The following is a 21621-nucleotide window of genomic DNA, read 5'->3' on the forward strand; positions in this document are numbered from 1 at the left end:
TTGTATATATTAAAAAATATTTTTAAAAATAAAACATTAATTTTTTAATAAAATGTTATTTTTTGATAAAATTAATATTTTATAATGATGTATTTGAATTTTAATTAAATTATAACATGAAGACTATCGATTACTATGAATAATTTTTAGTAGCGATAAATTTGTTAATATTTTATATTAATAAAAAATGGTATATTGGCATATTCTGTGATGAATTTAATAAAAAATTTATTTTATAGATATATAAAAATATATAAATTATTTTATAATAATATATTATATTAAATAAAAATAATGTTTTTGTACTTTTTTACTATTCGAAATATAAATTAAAAAATGTTTTTTAAGGAACATTGTATATTTATTAAAACATAAAATTTTGATCATAGGTTAATTATGGAACAAAAAGAAAAAATTTTAATAGAAAATCTATTTAATAGATTAGAAAATGTAGAAAAAAAATCTTCGGTTCGAGATGTATCAGCTGAAAAATTAATTCAAGAATTATTAATGAAACAACAGAATGCTCCTTATTATATGACTCAAATTATTTTGGTACAAGAAGAGGCAATAAAAAAACTTAATGAACATATAAATCAATTAGAATCTGAAGTTTCGTTAATGAAAGAAAAAGAAAATAAAAATAATTCTACCAGTTTTTTATCTGGTTTGTTCGGTTCTAGCAATGTGGCATCTTCACCAAATAATATAAAAAACGCTTGGGGTAATACATCAGGTAAACTAGATTATAATTCATTACCAATTAATAATGTACCTACAGGAAATATAACTACACCTGGTAGTTCTGGTAATGTAGGTAGTTTTCTTGGAAGTGCTTTACAAACAGCAACAGGTGTAGCTGGCGGTATGATTATGGGTAACATGTTGATGAATCTTTTTCAACATAAGAATTCTGGAGAAGATTTTTTAAATGATGTAAATATCTCTTCAGAAAAAAAAATAGATTCTAATATAGACAATCATGATGTTAATAATCATTATATTGATAATAATAATTCTAATATCCATGAAAATATTGATAACGATATAATTTCAGTAAATGATGATACTATGGATACGGATATTGATGTATCGGATGATAGTAGTTTTATTTAATAAAAAAAAATAGTATAAATAAATATGCATTATATTTTTTGTTAATAGCTTTTTAGCTTTTTTAACATTTTTATGTTTATAATGCATATTTAAAAAAAATTAAATTATTACAGCGAATTTATATAATTATTTTAAGAACAGTAATTTATATTTTTACTTAGATATTTAGACACTCCAGAAGGAGATGCTTCCATAGCTTCTTTTCCTTTTTCCCATTGAGCAGGACAAACTGAACCGTTTTTTTCATGAAATTGCATAGCATCTATCATACGTATCATTTCTTTGATATTTCTACCAAAAGGTAAATCATTAATTACTTGATGACGAATAATACCGTTTATGTCTATTAAGAAAGATGCTCTTAGTGCTATACCTAAATCAGGATGTTCGATTCCATACATTTGTTGTATATTTCTTTTAATGTCTGAAACCATGGTATATTTAATATTTCCGATACCACCTTTATCGATAGGGGTATTACGCCAAGCATTATGGACAAACACTGAATCAAATGACACTCCAACAATTTTTACATTGCGATTTTTAAATTCTTGATAAAATTGATTAAATGCTATAATTTCTGAAGGACAAACGAATGTAAAATCCATAGGCCAGAAAAATAATACAGCAGATGTATTTGAAGTGTATTTTTTAAAATTGAAGTTTTCGATTATTTCACCGTTGTGTAGTATTGCTGGAGCTGTAAAATCTGGCGCTTTTTGCGTAACTAGAATCATTTTTCCCTCATTTTTTATTAAATAAATATTTAATATGATATATTTTAAATTCATATTATATCTTGAATATGAGCTTAATACTGTTATTTATAATAGTTTATTATTTAAATATTTTCATTATATATAATTATATTAATTAATAAAATTATTTTCACTCGTATTGGAGTAATTATGTCAAATAATAATTTAAATTGGTACGATGTATTAAAAAAAGAAAAAAAAAACTTATTTTTTAGATATAATTCATTTCATATCTAATGAAAGATTAAAAAAAATAATTTATCCACCTAATAAAGATATATTCACAGCCTTTCTATTAACTCCATTTACTTCTATTAAAGTAGTTATTTTAGGACAAGATCCATATTATCATTATAAACAAGCACATGGTTTGGCTTTTTCTGTTAATTTAGGAGAAATTATTCCACCTTCTTTAAAAAACATATATCAAGAAATATCCGATAATTTTTCATCAGATTATATCTTTCAGGATGGTTTTTTAAATAATTGGGCAAAACAAGGTGTTTTTTTATTAAATTCTATTTTAACAGTAGAATCCGGAAAACCAGGTTCTCATTCCCAGATTGGTTGGCAGTTATTTACAGATAAAGTAATTAAAGTCATAAATGAACATTTAAATGGTGTAGTTTTTTTACTATGGGGTAATAGTGCTAAAAGTAAAATTAGTATTATTAATAGAAAAAAACATTATATTTTACAGGCGTCGCATCCATCACCTTTATCAGTTTATCGTGGGTTTTTTGGATGCCGCCATTTTTTTATTGCTAATCAGATATTAATAAAGCAAGGTAAAACACCTATCAATTGGTTTTGTTAATAGTATACTTTTTTAGCAAGATATTTTTTTTTAAAGAGATATTTCTACTTTAGCTTTTCTTAATACAGTACCATTTAACGTATAACCGTGTTGTATTACAGAAATAATATGATTGGATTGTGTGTTTTTAGATTTTTTACTTAGTATAGGTTGATGTAAATTTGATTGGAATATTGTATTTTTGTGTCCTTCTCTTTTTATACCGAATTTTGAAATAACATTTAACATAGATTTTAAAGTTAAACTAATACCTTGTACCATGATTGTTTCTTGATTTTTTTTTTGGTCAGCTATTTTTAATATTTCTTCTAAAGAATCAATAATAGGAAGTATTTTTTTTGCAAATTTTTCTAATTGAGAATTTTTGATCATTTTTATATTTTGTTCACTTTTTTTTCTTATATTTTCTATTTTTGCTTGTCCTCGTAATTGTATATCGGTTATATCATTTTTTACATTTGATATTTTTTTTCTTAAATCTATTATTTGATATTTTTTATTATTTATATCAATTTTATTTTTATCATTTTTTATGTTTAATTTGTTTTTTTTTTCAGTATTTAATTCTAATTTATCTTCATTGATTTGTTTTTCATTTTTTGATTCTAATTTTTGATTATTCATAATGTGTTCTATTTTTTATATTAATTTTGTTAATTAATTTAGTATGAGGGTTATAAGAAAATTTTCAAGATTATTTTATTAAAAAAAATCGCTTTTAACATTAGGAAAATAAAATAGATGAAACCATTTTTAAATTATATTGGTTTAGCAGGTATTCCACGAAATTCTCAATCATTAGAAACACATAAAATACTTTATGATTGGTTAATAAAGAAAGGTTATAAAGTAATGATTGAATATCAAATAGCAGAACAATTATTATCGATTAAGAAACCTAATGTTGGCACATTATCACAAATCGGTCAATATTGTGATTTAGCTATAGTTGTAGGAGGTGATGGTAATTTGTTATGTGCAGGTTATATCTTGTGTGGTTATAACATAAAAATAATTGGTGTAAATAGAGGAAATTTAGGTTTTCTTACTGATTTAAGTCCTGATAAAGTGTTAAAACAGTTATCAGATGTTTTATCTGGGAAATATATATTAGAGAACAGGTTTTTACTGGAGATTCAAATATGTCAAGAACACGGAGAAAGTTATGTTAATACTGCTATAAATGAAGTAGTTTTGCATGCGGATAAAGTAGCTCATATGATAGAATTTGAAGTTTATATTGACGAAAGTTTTGCTTTTTCTCAGAGATCAGATGGTTTAATTATTTCTACTCCTACAGGTTCGACAGGTTATTCACTTTCAGCTGGTGGACCAATACTTTCTGCATCTTTAGAAGCAGTTGTATTAATACCTATGTTTCCTCATACCTTGTCGGCTCGTCCGTTAGTAATTAGTAGTGATAGCAAGATTTGTTTAAAATTCCCAAACACTTATAAAAATTTAAAAATTAGTTGTGATAGTCAAAGAGTGTTATCTGTTAATTACAAAGATAAGATATTCATTCGTAGAAGTCATTATTGCCTTAATTTTATTCATCCCAAAAGTTATAACTATTTCGATAGATTAAGTTCTAAATTAAACTGGTCAAGAAATTTTTTTAATTAGTATCAAATATGTGTATAGTACATGTTTCAATTTTAAATTTTAAATACAAATAAAATGGAGCTGGCGGGAGTCGAACCCGCGTCCAAAATTTCTACAACTTCAGCACTACATGCTTAGTCTATTTTTTAATAAAAAATTATTCTTATTTTTTATAGACTTAAAATAAGATTTTAGCTTAATTTAGTTTTAACGTATATCTCTCTTAAGCAAAGGGTTTATACGAATCTCTGTAGTTTTGACCTTCTTTAATATCTAATTTTAAGAGAATAAATTAGATTGAAGGGCTTTAGATAGTTTATTAAGCTGCTAAAGCGTAATGTTTTTGATTTGCATTTGTTTTTTACGGCTTTTAACGAGGCAAACCGTTCCTCGGCATGCACTTTAGTTTTCGATAATCTTGTCGAATCCAAAACAGCCCCAAAATTATTTTTATATTATTACAAAATAAAATAAAATAGTCTATATATTATTTTTATAATAAAAATATTATGTTTATAAATAAAAATATTATTTTTAATATCAATGAGAAAAATAAAAAACATGAATTTATTTACTTCATTAAACAGTACTATTTTATAATATGTATTATGATATTGATCGATTATTTATACATGTTGAGAAAATAACATTATTAGTCTATTTTATAGACATAGATATAATATTATAAGGGAGTATAAAATGCATAAATTTGTTGATAACATTTTAAGGAATTAGAATATGAATGTTTTAGAAAAAATTAAGAGTCAAATTGAAGAAAATCCAATTTTAATTTATATAAAAGGAAGTCCTGATGCACCAGAATGTGGTTTTTCTGCTCAAGCAGTTCAGGCATTATCTTCATGTGGAGAAAAGTTTGCATACGTGGATATTTTAAAATATCCAGAAATTCGAACTGAGTTACCAAAGTTCGCCAATTGGCCAACTTTTCCTCAATTATGGATAGAAGGAGAACTTATTGGAGGATGCAATATAATTATGGAAATGGTAAGTAACGGTACTCTTAAAAAATTAATCAAAGAAACAGTAATAAAATATAAAAAAAATAAATAATTATTATATTAAAAAATAGATATTAGTCAGTTACTAAAAAATTTTCTAATATTGAATACTATATCTACTATATGTTTTATATGTACTTTGAAATATAAAATATGTAGTAGATATAAAAAATTGATAATTAGATTATTTTAAATAAATTTAATAAGAAATATATGTAAAATTTGTATTTATGATAAAGGCCATCCTCCTAATCTTTTCCAACGATTTACTAATTCACAAAATAGTTCAGCAGTTTTTTGAGAGTCATAGAGTGCTGAATGAGCTTGTTTGTTATCAAATAGTAATCCAGCAGCTTTACATGATTTTGCTAGCACAGTTTGTCCCAATGCTAATCCACTTAAAGTTGCTGTATCAAAAGTTGCAAAGGGATGAAAAGGATGATTTTGTATCCCCGTTCTTTGAATTGCAGCCATGATAAAATTATGATCGAAACTCGCATTGTGAGCAACTATTATACTACGATTACAGTTTTTAATTTTCATACCTTTGTTTATGGCATTGAATATGCAAAAGAGAGCTTCTTGTTCACTGATTGCTCCTCTTAACGGATTAAAAGGATCAATTTTGTTAAAAGCAATGGCTTCTGGTTGAATAAAAGATCCATTAAAAGGGATAATATGAAAATGTAAGCAGGATTCTTTTTTTAACCAACCTTCTGAATCCATGTATAACGTATACATTCCTATTTCTAATATAGCATCAGTTTGTGAATTAAATCCCGCTGTTTCTATATCTATTACTACAGGATAGAAACCACGGAATCTTTTTTTTAATAAATTATCTTCTTGATTTATAGACATTTACATCTCATATAACAATATTAGTAATATATTATTTACACATTTTCATTATAAATTTTTATTAAAAAATAAATAAATTTTTTTTTTATTTAGATATAATAAATTTATATTAATGATTTTTATATATATTTTAAAATAAATAAATGCAGTATATATTTAAAAATAAATGTAGTATTTATTTTATTCATAAATTAATAATGTTATATTCAATATAACATTTTTTTAAAATAAAGAGTAATAAAATCTTGTATTTTAATATTATTAAAAACTTTTGGTGTTAAATATATTTATAAGTTTAAATATTAATTGAACAAGAATTTTAATATTACTAATAAAATATTAAAGGAAGTAAAAAATGATTCATATGTTACCTGTATTACCTTATTCTTATGATTTTTTAGAGCCATATTTTGATAAAGAAACTATGTTTATTCATCATACTAAACATCATCAAACATATATCAATAATTTAAACATAGCTTTAAAAGGAACAAAATTTTTAAATTTATCTATTGATAATTTAATCATCCAATTAGATAAATTATCTTTTGATAAAAGAAAAATAATACAAAATAATGCTGGTGGACATATTAATCATAGTCTATTTTGGAAAGGGTTAAAAATAGGAACAAATTTAAGTCCTATTTTAAAAAAATCTATTGAAAAAGATTTTAATTCTATTTCAAATTTTAAAAAAAAGTTTGAAGAAGCAGCATTAAATCATTTTGGTTCTGGATGGGTATGGTTGATAAAAAATAATTCTACTTTATCTATTGTAACAACTGTTAATCAAGATAATCCATTAATGGGTCAAAATATTGCTGGAGTTTACGGAATACCTATTATATCTTTAGATTTATGGGAGCATGCGTATTATTTAAAATACCAAAATAAAAAAATTGATTATATTAAAGCATTTTGGAACGTGGTAAATTGGGATGAGGCATTAAATCGTTTTACAAATAAAAATTGTTTTTTTAATTAATTTAAGATGCATGTTATTTAATTAGTAATTTTTACATATTGTTCGTATTAATTATATAATTATAAATTAGTTTTATTGTACTTTTAAGTAAGGTGTTTTTTGAATAAAATAAAAATGATGGTAGGTTTAGCAAATCCAATAATTAAATATGGTAAAACTAGACATAATATCGGTTCTCGTTATTTGCAAATGGTTGCTAAACATTATCGTGAACATTTAAAGGAAGAAAAAAAATTTTTTGGATATACTGGTGTCGTTTTTATAAAAAATAAAATTCGTTTATTAATACCAAATACATATATGAATATTAGTGGTAAATCTGTTTTTTCAATGGCTTCGTTTTATCGTATTCCCTTAAACGAAATTTTATTAATTCATGATGAATTAGATCTTTTCCCAGGAATTATTAAATTTAAATATGGTATTGGTCATAATGGACACAATGGATTAAGGAACGTTATTAATACATTTGATAAAAAAGAATCTTTTCCACGCATTTCTATAGGTATTGGTCGTCCTATTCAAAAGAAGGAAGTAGCATGTTTTGTATTGTCTCCACCAACAGAACAAGAAAATATTTTAATTAATCGAGCGATAGGAAAATCAATTAATAAAATTACCAAATTTATTAATTTATCTTAAAGTATAGAAAATATTATGTTCATTTTTTACATTTCTTCAGTAAAATAGGATATTAGTATGAGTTTTAAATGCGGCATAATAGGATTACCTAATGTGGGTAAATCGACTTTATTTAATGCTTTAACTAAAAGTTCTGTGGCAGCTGAAAATTTTCCATTTTGTACTATAAAACCCAATATAGGTATGGTTCCAATTTTTGATAATCGTCTTTACAAAATAGCAGAGATAGAAGGATCTTCACGAATTGTTAAAAATTTTATAGAATTCATAGATATAGCTGGATTAGTTAAAGGGGCTGCTCAAGGTGAAGGATTAGGGAATAAATTTCTAGAATATGTAAAAGACACTGATGCTATTATACATGTTGTACGTTTTTTCCATGATCTTAGAGTAACTCATATTTATGGAAAAATCCAACCGATAGTAGACATTGAAATAGTTAATATGGAATTATGTTTGTCGGATTTAGATTTATGTGAATCACAGGTTTTAAAGATTAAGAAAAAAATAAACATGAAAAATTTATTTTTAAAAAAAGAACTTTCTCTTTTAGAGAAATGTATTGCTCATCTAAAAAAATTTAAGATGTTGAGAACATTAAAAATAAATCAAGAAGAAAATTCATTGATTAGCCATTTAAGATTAATTACATTAAAGCCAGTAATGTATGTAATAAATACCAATGATATGTTACGCAATGAAAACAAAAATATAGAAAAAATTTATGATATAGCTGAAAAAGACGACGCTAAAGTTATTCAATTATCTGCAATGCTTGAATTAAATTCTGTCAATTTCAATCAGATAGGAAATAATAAATTTTCGGATGAATCAGAAGTAAAAAGATCTGGTTTAGACAGAGTTTCTTCATTAGGTTATTCTTTATTGAAATTAGAAACATTTTTTACTGCTGGTATAAAAGAAGTGAGGGCATGGACAATTTCCAAAGGTACTACAGCAATAGAAGCAGCAGGTAAAATTCATTCAGATTTTAAAAAAGGTTTTATTCGAGCTAAAGTAATTAGTTATACTGATTTTATAAAATATAAAGGAGAAAGGAATGTTAAAGAATTGGGGAAAATTAGAGGTGAAGGTAAAAACTATGTTGTTCAAGACGGTGATATCATAAACTTTTTGTTTAATGTTTAACTAAATATTTTTATTTTGATTTATTGATAAATACTTTTTATTTATATAATTTTTTTTTGTAAAAAATGAAATTAGTTTTTAAATATTATTAAATTTAATCAATTTTTAATATAAGAGAGAGAGGATAGAATATATGATTCTCCTCTCTGTTAAATAGAAAATTTTTATATATCTAGTAAAAATTTACGTAATTGAGAAAAATTTGGTAACATGTTGTGTGATAACAAGGGTAAATTATTAATTTTTGCCAATTTTTTAGGTAGTGGTAAAGTGATATCTAAAATATTTTCAATAGTTTTTTTAAATTTTGCAGGATGTGCTGTGCCTAAAAATAATCCAAATTGATCATCTTTTAATTTATTTTTGAGTAATTTATATGCTATTGCAGCATGTGGTTCTGAAATATAACCTAATTTTTTTAGTTCTAATAAAGTATGTTTCGTTTCGGTATCAGATACACTGCCATAACCTAATTTTTTTAAGTTCCATTTTTTACGATGGAATAATTCTTCCACTCTCGGCCAATTGTTAGGTTGACTAATGTCCATTGCATTAGAAATGGTAGAAATAGTGGTATATGGTTTCCATTGACCTGTTGCAAGGAAACGAGGTACGGTATCGTTAGCGTTAGTGGATGCTATGAATGATAAAATAGATAAACCAAGAGATTTCGCTAGTAATCCTGCAGTTAAGTTTCCAAAATTACCGCAAGGAACAGAAATGACTATTTTTTCCCTTTTTTCTTTTGGTATTAATGAAAAAGCTTCAAAATAATAACAAATTTGCGCTAATAATCGACTAATATTAATGGAGTTAGCAGAATTTAATCCTGTACTTTTTTTTAAAACTATGTCATTAAAAGATTTTTTAACGAGTGTTTGGCATTCATCAAAACTACCGTTAATAGCTATGGTGTGAATATTGCCACCTAATGTACAAAATAACTTTTCTTGAAATTCGCTAATTTTACCTTTAGGATATAAAATGATTACACGTACATTTTTCATGCCATAAAAAGCATGAGCTACTGCTGCACCTGTGTCTCCTGATGTTGCAGTTAAAATGGTGATCAGTGAATTGTTTCCATCTTGATTAAGATGCGATAACATTTGAGCCATAAAACGTGCACCAAAATCTTTAAATGCTAAGGTTGGTCCGTGAAATAGTTCAAAACATGCTATGTTTTTTGTAATTTTTACTAATCTTGGAGGAGAAAATAAAAATGCTTTTTTAACACGATTATGTAATTCTTTTTGGTTTATTTCATCACCAATGAAATATGAAAGAATATTACTACTTCTTGTAATAAAATCCATTTTTAAGAGTTCTTCTAATTTTTCTTTTTCAATTTTAGGTAAATCTAAAGGGAAAAAAAGTCCTTGTTTTTGACCTAATCCTAATTTAATAGCTTGAAAGAAATTTACTTTTTCATTACTATCTTTAAGATTATAAAGTTTCATTTATTCTCCTATTTGACGTGCACCAATATTATCTAAATTACAGATATGTACGAATCCTTTTTTATTTTGTAAATAATTAATGGTAAGCCATTTAGCTATTTTTTTTGCAAGAGCAATGTTTTCACATATAGCGAATAAAGTTGGTCCTGATCCAGAAATACCACAACTAAGGGCTCCCATTTCTAAAACATTTTTTTTTGCATAAGAAAAACTGGGTATTAATTTCATACGATGTGGTTCAGCAATTATATCTTTTATGAACGCAGTAGCTAGAAGAGATTGTTGTGTATAAGATGCATGAATAAATCCAGCTAAGTTTTTGCTATGTTGGATACATGTTTCTTTTGTATATTTTTTAGGTAATAAAGATCTTGATACCTCAGTTGATAAATTTACTCCTGGCCAAGCAACAATCCATAACCATTTTTTAAATATAGGAATGGATTGACTAATAATATTATTTTCTTCAATAATTAATTGTAATCCTCCGAGATAGGAAGGTGCAACATTATCATAATGTATACTTCCAGATATATTTCCTTCTAATTTTCCCATTAAATTTAATAATTTTGATGTAGTTAAAGGTTTATTGCAAAATTCATTCATTGCAACTAATCCAGCTACTATAGAGCATGCACTGGATCCTAAACCAGAACCAATAGGCATATTTTTTTCCAATGTAATGGTAACTGGAACATCTTTTTTTATGATTTTACAAAAATGATGCCAACATTGCCATACAATATTTTTTTTATTATCTGATGGTAATTCATTAGCGAATTTCCCTTTATTAATTAAATAGAATTGATTAGATGAAACAATTTTGATTGAATCTCCTAATAAATTTCCGTCTATTGGTGATATAGCTACACCGAGGACATCAAATCCAACTCCTACATTGCCAATAGAAGCAGGAGCGAAAATTTTTATCATTTTTATACTCCTGACTTGCATGGTAATGTACGTAATATATCGGAAAATACACCTGCTGCTGTTACATTATTTCCTGCACCGTATCCTCTTAATACCAACGGTATTGGTTGGTAATATTTGCTATAAAATGCCAATGCATTTTCTCCGTTCTTTATTGTATATAAAGGGTCTTCCTTGTCTACTGCTTCAATTTTTACTTGACATTGACCTATCGGATCTATTATTCCGACGAAACGTAATACTTTCCCTTTATTTTTTTCTTGTCTTACTCGTACAGAAAATAAAGGATCTAATTCTTTTAGTTTTTCCATAAAATTTTTTACATTTGGAATGTCTTGAAATGTATCAGGTAATAAATTTTCTATTTTAATATCTTTTAATTCTATTTCGTATCCCACTTCTCGAGCTAAAATTAATAATTTTCTCGCGACATCAATACCTGATAAATCATCGCGAGGGTCTGGTTCCGTGAAGCCTATTTCTTTGGCGTTTTGAGTGGCTTGAGATAAAGGAATACCTTCTTCTAATTGTCCAAAAATAAATGATAAAGAACCAGATAAGATACCTCTAAAATGGATTAATGTATCTCCTGAATTCAATAAATTTTGTAGATTATCGATAACAGGTAATCCAGCTCCTACATTTGTATCGTATAAAAATTTTTTTTTAAATTTGACAGCAATGTTTCTAATTTTTTTGTAATATGATAAATCTGTGGTATTTGCTTTTTTATTAGAAGTAACAACATGGAAACCATTAGAAAGGAAATTAGTATATTGATACGATAAATGTTCATCTGCTGTACAATCAATTAGAACAGGATTTATTAAAGGATATTCTTTAATGATATTAATTATTTTTTTTACAGTAAAAGAATTTTTTGTATTTTCAAAATATTTTTTCCAGTTTTCTAGTGGAATGCCTTGCATGTTTATGAGTAATTTTTTAGAGTTAGCTATTCCACATATTTTAAGATCTATTTTTTTTTCTTTTAACCAGTTCTTTTGATGATAGATTTGTTGTAATAAAGTGTTACCGATGCCACCAATTCCTATTAAAAATATTTCAATAATTTGATTTTTATTAAATAAAACTTGATGAGTTGTCTTTATTGCATTTGTTAAATGAGAATTACTAATAACTACAGATATAGAATTTTTAGATGACCCTTGTGCTATAGCTACAATGTTAATTTTAGCATTGGCTAAAGCTGAAAGAAAATAGGCAGAAATATGTGGTTTATTTTGTATATCAGAACTTATTATTGACACAATTGATAAATTTTTGATTATATTAAAAGAGTTTAATAATCCATTTTTTAGCTCAAGATGAAATTCATTTTTTAATATAGATTCTACCCGCATAATATTTTTTTGAGGTATACAAAAATTGATGCTATTTTCCGCGGAAGATTGTGTAGTTAGCATTACCCAAATTTTGTTATACGAAATGACAGAAAATATTCGAGCTGTAATTTCTGATGCATTTTCCATACCTGGTCCTACTATGTGAAACATAGATATATTATTCAGATAAGTAATTCCTTTTATATTTTCTTTTTTTTCTTTATTTTCAGCGCAAATTAATGTTCCCATGGCACTAGGTTTGGAAGTATTTTTAATTAAACAAGGAATTTTTAACTTAGCGATTGGGGAAATAGTTCGTGGATGTAATACTTTTGCTCCAAAATAAGATAATTCTATTGCTTCTTGATATGTTAGTGACGTTAATAATTTTGCGTCTGGTACTTTTTTGGGATCGCAAGTATAGATGCCATCTACATCTGTCCAAATTTCGCAATAATTTGCGTTTAAACAAGAAGATAAAATTGAAGCGGAATAATCAGAACCATTCCGACCTAACACCACCAATTCTCCTTTTTTATTACCGGCTATAAATCCAGACATAAGGATAATATGGTCATTAGGAATATTCATTGCATTAATTCGTTTACTAGATTCTATAATATCAATTTCGGATTCCATATAATTACCTATGCCAAGCAAATTTTTGACTGGATCAATTATAGTAATTTTATAATTACGGGACTCAAGTATTCCTTTCATAATAATTACTGATAATATTTCACCACGACAAATAATGTTAGCATAAATGTTGTCAGGACATTGACTTAATAAATGAATTCCATAAAAAATTTTTTTTAATTTTATAAATTCTTCATCGATAATAATTTTTAATTTTTTGTAAGGAAATTTATTTTGTAATAAATTTATTTCTTTTAAAATTTTTAAAAAAATATGTTTTGTTTCATGAACATAGGACTCTATATTTTCTTGTTTAATAGTTTTTTCAATGATTTTAATTAAACAGTTAGTAACTGTTGCAGGAGCAGAAAGAACTATTCCTATTTGTTCGTATTTAATTTTATTTTCAATAATGTTAGCTACATGTAAAAATCTTTCTGCATTTGCGAGTGATGTACCGCCGAATTTTAAAATTCGCATGATTCAAATTCTCCTGAATTTATGCCAAAAAAAAGCCGCATTAGTTATGATGCGAGCTTTTATATTTTTACATATTTAAACCTAAAAATATGTAAAATATTTTTGTATTTAGGTGGTTAATGTAGATTTTTAATCTTGTTAAATATATTTTTTAAATCAGATATTTTTTACGTTAATTTTTTAATATTTTTATTATTTTGAATATTAATATATTATTATATGCATTGATGATGAAAAGGATCTAAATTATAACATATATTTACATATTATTCTTTATTTTACTTAGGATTGTTATTGAATGTAATTTTTATTATGTTTAATTTGATTTTCATAACATTTAATTGTTTTTTTTATATAAATTTTTATGTTATTAAGTTTGATTTTTATGTTGGAGAAGTTTTATAAAATTTTTTTTATATTCAGGGTAAAAAATATGTATCTAATATACAATGGATATTGTAGATTATAATGTAATTTATATTGAATTATTTTTTATAAAAATCAATATATTTGATAAAGTTATATTAAGTATGTAATTGTTTCTTAATTTTTATCAAATTTATTCGAACACACTACATTAATTGTTATGAAACATACAGTGAAAGTTATTATTTCTGAATCAGAATTACATACGAGAATTAATGAGTTAGGTAAACAGATTACTAATAATTATAAAAACAGCAATAGTAATATTTTATTAATAGGATTGTTAAGGGGTTCTTTTATTTTTATGGCTGATTTATGCCGTGCTATTCAAATTTCTCATGAAGTAGATTTTATGACTATATCTAGTTATGGAAGAGGCATGCTATCTAGTCAAGATGTTAAAATCTTAAAAGATTTAAATGAAGATATTTTGGGGAAGCATGTTTTAATTATAGAAGATATAATTGATTCTGGAAATACATTAAGTAAAGTATTAGCTATCTTAAAACTTAGAAAACCTAAATCTTTGGCGGTATGTACATTGTTAGATAAACCTGATTGTCGTGAAAAAAATATTGTTATAGATTATATTGGATTTTCTATTCCTAATGAGTTTATGGTAGGATATGGTATTGATTATGCACAATGTTATCGTCATTTACCTTATATTGGTAAAGTTGTTTTATTTAAATAAAATTTTATTGATAGATAATAGAATTTTTATAAAGACAATATAAATAATATTTTTTATTAACTTTTTATTAAATATTTTTAATATAATTAAATTTATATTTATCCTTAAATAATTTAATTTTTAATTATTTTAAAGAGTATTGATTTTTTAAAAAATTGATAATTATGTAATAAAATTTATAAGTGAAATAGGATTTATTCCCATTTCACTAATAATAAATTTTTATAATAAATTAACCTGACATTTGTTTTTTACGTATTTCTTCTAATGTTTTACAGTCAATACATAGATTAGCAGTGGGACGAGCTTCAAGTCTGCGAATACCGATTTCAATATTACAGGAATCACAGTATCCGAAATTTTTATTTTCAACTTTTTTTAAAGTTATTTGTATATTTTTTATTAATTTTGACTCTCTTGCTCTGTTCCTTAATTCAATACTAAATTCTTCTTCTTGTGTTGCTCGATCAACAGGATCAGGGAAATTGCTTGATTGATCTTTCATATAGGGAGTAATATGATTTGTTTCACTTTGTAATTGATATTTCCAAGCTTCGAGAATTTTTTTAAAGTGATTTATTTGATTTTTATTCATATATTTTTCATCTTTTTTAACTTGATATGGTAAAACTCCAGCCATAGCAAGAACACTTAGTGATGATATTTTTCTATTTTTTTCTTTTTTCATATTTTTCCTATATAATGTATTATATACAATTTAATAAATAGCAAGAGATATTGTTTTTTTATATGTATGATTTTTTATACATAACTTTCACAATACTATATTTCTATTTTAAATTGTAATTTAATCTTGTTTAAGATTATTTTTATAACGTGCATATATTTTTTAATTTTTTATAAAAATAAATAAATTAATTTTTAGAAATTTTATGAAATATTATTCATTAATAATGCAAATATATTTTAGGATGTATAGATATACTTAAAAATTTGACATTATTTTTTTTGTATATAGCAACAAACAGAGAGGTATATTAAAATATTTATTTTATTATAAAATATTTTATATAAAAAATGTATTTTTTTGAGTTTAAAGAAAATGTTTTTTAATGCACATTTGAAATTTAATATATGTTTTTTAAAATTGTGTTTTTGAAAAATAATCTTGCATAGATGGTAAAATAATAATTTTATGAAATTTGCATTAGGAGTTGAATATGATGGTTCTTTATATCATGGATGGCAATTTCAAAAAGAAGTAAGTAGTATTCAAGGAGAATTAGAAAAAGCGCTATCTTATATCGCTAATCATAAAGTCAATGTAATATGCGCAGGAAGAACCGATGCTGGTGTACATAGCACATCACAGGTAGTACATTTTAGAACTTTTTCTATTCGTTCAGAACGTTCTTGGACTATTGGAGTGAATAGTTATTTACCCAATAATATCACAGTTTTATGGATTAAAGAGGTTTCAGAATATTTTCATGCACGTTATAGTGCTTTATCACGTACTTATCGTTATATAATTTATAATCATGTTTTTCGTTCTTCAATTTTAGAAAATAAAATATTAAATTTTCATAAAAAATTGGATGTTGATAATATGAATAAAGCAGGACAATATTTGGTTGGAGAACATGATTTTACTTCATTTAGAGGAAGTTTTTGTCAATCATTTACTCCTTATCGTAAAATAACTCATTTTCAGGTAACACGTATAAATCATTTTGTGATAATTGATGTAACAGCAAATGCTTTTTTATATCATATGGTTCGAAATATAGTGGGTTGTTTGTTAGATATAGGTACTCATAAGCGTAAAATAAATTGGATTGTGTCAGTATTAAATTTAAAAAATAGACAAGCAACAGGATCGATAACAGCTAAAGCGCAAGGTTTGTATTTGGTTTCAGTAGATTATCCTACTTACTTTAATATTCCTCGATTACCCTTAGGTCCGTTGTTTTTTCAAAATTAATAAAATTAATAAAAATATTCATATTGGAGTGTTTTATTAAATAATTTTATTACATTGGATATTTAAATTTAAAATTATGAGTTTAAAAAATATTAATTCTAATGGTATTTAGATTATTTAATCTGTTTTATATATGATAGACATCATAGGAATTTATTTATAATTTTGAATTTTTATTTTTATGACATATCCATACATGATATTAATGTCTTTTTTTTATAAATTATATAATTGGTTTATAAATCAAATTTATTTTTATTAAAAATTATGATTTTTAAATTAAAAATTTTTGAATATAAAAAATATCTGTAATATCGAAAATTATGATTATAATTGTATTTTTATAAAAATCAGATGATCAAAGGATATCATGTTAATATTAAAATATAAATAATAATTTTAAATTATAAAATTATCAATCGATATCAAGTAATTTTAGTAAAATTTTATTTTAGAAAATTTATTCGAAAATAATTTGGTACATATATACAATTTTACACATTATATTCGTTTTTATGAGAATATTGACATGTTAATAAAAACATTAACCAAAATTTTTGGTAATTACAGTGATCGTATTTTAGGAAGAATGCAAAATATTGTTGATAAGATTAATCAAATAGAATCTGATTTTGTAAAAATGTCTGATTCTGAATTACAAAAACAAACTGAAATATTTCGTTCTTCTTTGAGGAAAGGATCAAGTTTGGATAGTTTACTTCCAAAAGCATTTGCTACCGTCAGAGAAGCAAGTAAACGTATATTTGGTATGCGACATTTTGATGTTCAATTACTTGGAGGTATAGTTTTACATCAGAAATGTATTGCTGAAATGCGAACTGGAGAAGGTAAAACTTTAACTGCTACTTTACCAGCTTATTTGCACGCTTTAATTGGAAAAGGTGTGCACATAGTTACTATGAATGATTATCTTGCTCAACGTGATGCTAAAAAAAATAAACATTTGTTTGAATTTTTAGGTTTAACTGTTGGTGTAAATGTGACAGGTATGTCATTTGAATTAAAAAAATCAGCTTATCTTTCTGATATAACATATGGTACAAATAATGAATATGGTTTTGATTATCTTCGAGATAATATGATTTTTCATACTTCAGAGAGAGTACAAAGAAAATTATATTATGCGCTAATCGATGAAGTTGATTCTATATTAATAGATGAAGCTCGTACTCCTTTAATCATTTCTGGACAAGCTGAAGACAATGCTGAATTGTACATTTTAATTAATAAAATCGTACCAAAATTAATTCAACAAGAAAAAGAAGATACAGATTCTTTTCATGGAGAAGGGCATTTTTCAGTTGATGAAAAACAGAAACGAGTTTATTTAACTGAAAGAGGTTTAATTGCAATTGAAAATTTGTTAGTTTGTAACAATATAATGAAGAAGAATGATTCTCTTTATTCTAAAAAAAATATAGTATTAATGAATCATATTATCGTTGCTTTACAAGCACATAGTTTATATATTAGGAACATAGATTATCTTGTAAAAGATAATCAAATATTAGTAGTAGATGAACATACTGGACGAATTGTAAAAGGAAGGCGTTGGTCGGACGGATTGCATCAAGCTATTGAAGCTAAAGAAGGTGTGACAGTAAATAATGAAAATCGGACTTTAGCTACTATCACTTTTCAAAATTATTTTCGTTTATATGATAGATTATCGGGTATGACAGGTACTGCAGAGACTGAATCACTTGAATTTAGTTCTATATATAATTTAGATACTGTCATTATTCCGACTAATTTCCCTATGATACGGAAAGATTTACCAGATTTAGTCTTTATAACTGAAAATGAAAAGATTGATGCCATTATCAATGATATTAAAGATTGTATAAATAGAAAACAACCTGTTTTAGTAGGTACAATTTCAATTGAAAAATCAGAACTAATATCTTCTAAATTAAATTCATTAAAAATAAAACATAATGTATTAAATGCAAAGTTTCATAAAAAAGAAGCTGAAATTATTTCTGAAGCCGGTAAATTAGGTTCTGTTACCATAGCCACCAATATGGCTGGTAGAGGGACAGATATAGTTTTAGGAGGAAGTATAAATTTAGATAAGAATTGTTCTTCTAGAATAAATAATAAGAATAAGGAGATTATTGAAAAAAAATGGGAAAATGAACATAATACAGTTTTATCTGTAGGAGGATTGCATATTATTGGGACGGAAAGACATGAATCTCGTCGAATTGATAATCAATTACGTGGAAGATCAGGTCGTCAAGGTGATAGTGGTTCTTCTCGTTTTTATTTATCCATGCAAGATACTTTGATCAGGTTGTTCGCTTCTGATCATATGGTATCGATTATGCAAAAGTTAAAAATAAAACCAGGAGAAGCAATTACACATCCTTTTTTAACAAAATCTATTTTATATGCTCAAAAAAAAGTAGAAAATTATAATTTTGATATTCGTAAACAAATTTTAGAGTACGATAATGTTATTAACGAACAACGACGTGTTGTTTATGAGCATAGAAATTTTTTAGTAGATTCCGAGGATATCAGTATCATAGTAGTAAATGTTTTAAAAGATGTATTTTATAGAGTTATTAATAATTATTTATTGGAAAAATCATTGAAAGAAGAAAGTGTAATTTTAAATTTAGAAAATAAATTAAATAATATGTTTAATTTAAATTTATCTTTCTCTTGTTTTTTAAATAAAAATTTTTTTTTAGAAAAAAGCAATTTTATTAATGTAATCATAGAAAAAATTAAATCAAATTATGTTAATAAAGAACATATTATTGGTTTTATGGATATGAGAAAATTAGAAAAATCGATAATGTTACATACCTTAGACATATTTTGGCAAGAACATTTGTCGGCTATGGATGATTTAAGACAAGGTATACATCTACGAGGATATGCTCAAAAAAATCCTAAAGAAGAATATAAAAGAGAAGCGTTCAATATGTTTTCTTCTATGTTAGAATCTTTAAAATATGAATTTGTTTTGCTATTACATAAGATTAATATTCTTAATTTAAGAAAAAAAGACGCTATTAATGATTATACTTTATTTAACTTCAGAGATTGGCAAAATGCAATAAATGATTAATTTATATGTAATTGCAGTTTAAAAAAATTGAAAATTAATTTTATGCTTGCAGATTATAAAATTATAATTTTTGTAACTGTTTGATATTAATTTTTTTTATGTATAAGGATTATGAAAAGTTATATAAATATAAAAATTTTTACTAGTGATTAATATTAAGAACAGTAATAATTATTGATTAAAATTATGATTGTCAATAATCATTGATAATTATAGTAAAATAATATTTTTTATTATATTAGTATAGTATACGAATTTCCCTAATTGTAAATTTCGATATGAATTTAATTTAATATTTTAATATATCTTTTTTAAAAGATGATTATGTACATGACTCGTTATTTTTAGTATTTTTATACTAGTATTTTTTGAATTATTAACTAAATTTGTTTTATTAGAAGCGAGATATATATTTTAAATATCATTAATTGTAAGTTTGATTCTATCTAATTAGGAAAAGATTATTGATGCGTATTGAAGAAGATATAAAGTTAGGTTTTAAAGATGTTCTAATTCGTCCTAAACGTTCAACGTTAATAAGTCGATCACAGGTGGATTTATATCGTAAATTTATTTTTAAAAATTCAAAATTAATATGGTCTGGAATTCCTATTATTGCTGCTAATATGGATACTATAGGTACTTTTAATATGGTGAAGACTTTATCTAATTTTCATATATTGACGGCGGTTCATAAATATTATTCTATAATTGAATGGGAAAAATTTATAAATAGTGTGTCTGAAGAAATATTAAGATATGTTATTGTGTCTACAGGTACATCTAATGCTGATTTTTTAAAAATAAAAAAAATTTTTTCTTTATCATCTAGTTTAAAATATATTTGTATAGATGTAGCTAATGGTTATTCTGAACATTTTATTAATTTTTTAAAGAAAGTGCGTGATTATTTCCCTAACAAAACGATTTGTGCGGGAAATGTAGTAACCGGTGAAATGGTAGAAGAATTGATATTATCTGGGGCGGATATAGTTAAAGTAGGTATTGGTCCTGGTTCGGTATGTACTACTCGTCTTAAAACCGGTATTGGATATCCTCAGTTATCGGCTATTATAGAATGTGCTGATGCAGCGCACGGTTTAGGTGGACGTATAATTAGTGATGGAGGATGTGTATTTTCAGGAGATCTTGCAAAAGCATTCGGTGGTGGAGCTGATTTTATAATGTTAGGAGGTATGTTAGCTGCGCATGAACAATGTGATGGGAAAATAATTGAAGAAAATGGTAAACAATTCATGTTGTTTTATGGAATGAGTTCACAGGAGGCCATGGATCTTTATATTGGAGGAGTGGCAAAATATAGATCTACCGAAGGTAAGACGATAAAATTATTATTTCGTGGTTCAGTTGAGGTAACCATAAGAGATATTTTAGGAGGATTACGTTCTGCTTGTACTTATGTTGGAGCGGAAAGTTTGAAAGAATTAACTAAAAGAACTACTTTTATACGTGTTTCTGAACAAGAAAATCATGTTTTTAACAATAAATCATATTGTTTTTAATTTTATTTTTTCATTTATTTAGTAAAATAATTAGTAATATTGATATTATATTTTTTAAAATTATTCTTATTAAATTAAACATTGTTATGTATTTGATATGATATTAAAAATCATTGACAA

The 21621-nt window shown here is 25.0% G+C and carries 17 protein-coding genes, 1 other RNA gene and 1 pseudogene; 11 read left to right on the top strand and 8 right to left on the bottom strand.

What is annotated here, in order from left to right; translation table 11 throughout:
* Window positions 1-396 precede the first annotated feature (396 nt).
* The gene (locus tag LDP10_RS01595) at window positions 397-1116 is read left to right on the top strand and encodes a DUF2076 domain-containing protein (protein ID WP_265196996.1); all 720 of its coding nucleotides are present in this window, start codon (window positions 397-399) and stop codon (window positions 1114-1116) included.
* A gap of 131 nt (window positions 1117-1247) precedes the next feature.
* On the opposite strand, the gene LDP10_RS01600 is transcribed toward LDP10_RS01595, so the two are convergent.
* On the bottom strand, window positions 1248-1853 hold the full coding sequence (locus tag LDP10_RS01600; RefSeq protein ID WP_265196997.1) for a peroxiredoxin C: 606 nt from the start codon (window positions 1851-1853) through the stop codon (window positions 1248-1250).
* Between the two features lie 171 nt (window positions 1854-2024).
* Here LDP10_RS01600 and ung point away from each other — a divergent pair.
* Window positions 2025-2691 (top strand): annotated as a pseudogene (gene ung / locus LDP10_RS01605) (uracil-DNA glycosylase).
* A 30-nt stretch (window positions 2692-2721) separates the two neighbouring features.
* On the opposite strand, the gene grpE reads toward ung, so the two are convergent.
* A complete protein-coding gene (gene grpE, locus LDP10_RS01610) occupies window positions 2722-3315 on the bottom strand; it encodes a nucleotide exchange factor GrpE (protein ID WP_265196998.1) in 594 nt (197 codons plus the stop codon).
* A 117-nt stretch (window positions 3316-3432) separates the two neighbouring features.
* On the opposite strand from grpE, the gene nadK reads away from it, so the two are divergent.
* Window positions 3433-4317 carry an NAD(+) kinase gene (gene nadK, locus LDP10_RS01615; RefSeq protein ID WP_265196999.1) on the top strand — a complete coding sequence of 295 codons (885 nt, stop codon included), beginning with the start codon at window positions 3433-3435 and terminating at the stop codon, window positions 4315-4317.
* 52 nt (window positions 4318-4369) lie between these two features.
* On the opposite strand, the gene ssrA is transcribed toward nadK, so the two are convergent.
* Window positions 4370-4736: a transfer-messenger RNA gene (ssrA, locus tag LDP10_RS01620) on the bottom strand.
* 298 nt (window positions 4737-5034) lie between these two features.
* Here ssrA and grxD point away from each other — a divergent pair.
* Entirely contained in the window at window positions 5035-5367 is a 333-nt protein-coding gene (grxD, locus tag LDP10_RS01625) for a Grx4 family monothiol glutaredoxin (RefSeq protein WP_265197000.1), read from the top strand.
* 176 nt (window positions 5368-5543) lie between these two features.
* Here grxD and rnt read toward each other — a convergent pair whose 3' ends face one another.
* Complete coding sequence (rnt, locus tag LDP10_RS01630) at window positions 5544-6176, bottom strand: ribonuclease T (protein ID WP_265197001.1); 633 nt, start codon at window positions 6174-6176, stop codon at window positions 5544-5546.
* Window positions 6177-6531: 355 nt separating this feature from the next.
* Between rnt and LDP10_RS01635 the strand changes: the two genes are divergently transcribed.
* From LDP10_RS01635 to ychF, 3 genes are all read left to right on the top strand, one after another.
* Window positions 6532-7161, top strand: coding sequence for a Fe-Mn family superoxide dismutase (locus LDP10_RS01635; RefSeq protein ID WP_265197002.1), 630 nt, complete (start codon window positions 6532-6534; stop codon window positions 7159-7161).
* Between the two features lie 114 nt (window positions 7162-7275).
* Window positions 7276-7803: an aminoacyl-tRNA hydrolase gene (gene pth / locus LDP10_RS01640; RefSeq protein ID WP_321160493.1), complete on the top strand. Its 528-nt coding sequence runs from the start codon at window positions 7276-7278 to the stop codon at window positions 7801-7803.
* Window positions 7804-7860: 57 nt separating this feature from the next.
* Window positions 7861-8952, top strand: a complete 1092-nt coding sequence (gene ychF, locus LDP10_RS01645) for a redox-regulated ATPase YchF (RefSeq protein WP_265197004.1) — start codon at window positions 7861-7863, stop codon at window positions 8950-8952.
* 164 nt (window positions 8953-9116) lie between these two features.
* On the opposite strand, the gene thrC is transcribed toward ychF, so the two are convergent.
* From thrC to thrA, 3 genes are read right to left on the bottom strand one after another with little or no spacing between them, the layout of a single operon-like run.
* Window positions 9117-10412 (bottom strand): threonine synthase, encoded by a 1296-nt coding sequence (thrC, locus tag LDP10_RS01650; RefSeq protein ID WP_265197005.1) that lies wholly within the window; start codon window positions 10410-10412, stop codon window positions 9117-9119.
* A complete protein-coding gene (gene thrB, locus LDP10_RS01655; protein WP_265197006.1) occupies window positions 10413-11345 on the bottom strand; it encodes a homoserine kinase in 933 nt (310 codons plus the stop codon).
* 2 nt (window positions 11346-11347) lie between these two features.
* Window positions 11348-13810, bottom strand: coding sequence for a bifunctional aspartate kinase/homoserine dehydrogenase I (gene thrA / locus LDP10_RS01660; protein WP_265197007.1), 2463 nt, complete (start codon window positions 13808-13810; stop codon window positions 11348-11350).
* Between the two features lie 586 nt (window positions 13811-14396).
* Here thrA and hpt point away from each other — a divergent pair.
* The gene (gene hpt / locus LDP10_RS01665) at window positions 14397-14930 is read left to right on the top strand and encodes a hypoxanthine phosphoribosyltransferase (protein ID WP_265197008.1); all 534 of its coding nucleotides are present in this window, start codon (window positions 14397-14399) and stop codon (window positions 14928-14930) included.
* 232 nt (window positions 14931-15162) lie between these two features.
* Here hpt and dksA read toward each other — a convergent pair whose 3' ends face one another.
* The gene (dksA, locus tag LDP10_RS01670; protein ID WP_265197009.1) at window positions 15163-15618 is read right to left on the bottom strand and encodes an RNA polymerase-binding protein DksA; all 456 of its coding nucleotides are present in this window, start codon (window positions 15616-15618) and stop codon (window positions 15163-15165) included.
* Between the two features lie 468 nt (window positions 15619-16086).
* Between dksA and truA the strand changes: the two genes are divergently transcribed.
* The 3 genes from truA (at window position 16087) to LDP10_RS01685 (ending at window position 21501) form a co-directional block, all read left to right on the top strand.
* On the top strand, window positions 16087-16875 hold the full coding sequence (gene truA / locus LDP10_RS01675) for a tRNA pseudouridine(38-40) synthase TruA (RefSeq protein ID WP_265197010.1): 789 nt from the start codon (window positions 16087-16089) through the stop codon (window positions 16873-16875).
* A 529-nt stretch (window positions 16876-17404) separates the two neighbouring features.
* Entirely contained in the window at window positions 17405-19978 is a 2574-nt protein-coding gene (secA, locus tag LDP10_RS01680) for a preprotein translocase subunit SecA (protein ID WP_321160491.1), read from the top strand.
* A gap of 467 nt (window positions 19979-20445) precedes the next feature.
* On the top strand, window positions 20446-21501 hold the full coding sequence (locus tag LDP10_RS01685; protein ID WP_265197015.1) for a GMP reductase: 1056 nt from the start codon (window positions 20446-20448) through the stop codon (window positions 21499-21501).
* The last annotated feature ends 120 nt before the right edge of the window (window positions 21502-21621 follow it).

This window comes from Buchnera aphidicola (Pemphigus obesinymphae), from assembly GCF_026122815.1.
GTDB classification, from domain to species: Bacteria; Pseudomonadota; Gammaproteobacteria; order Enterobacterales; family Enterobacteriaceae; genus Buchnera_C; species Buchnera_C aphidicola_BJ.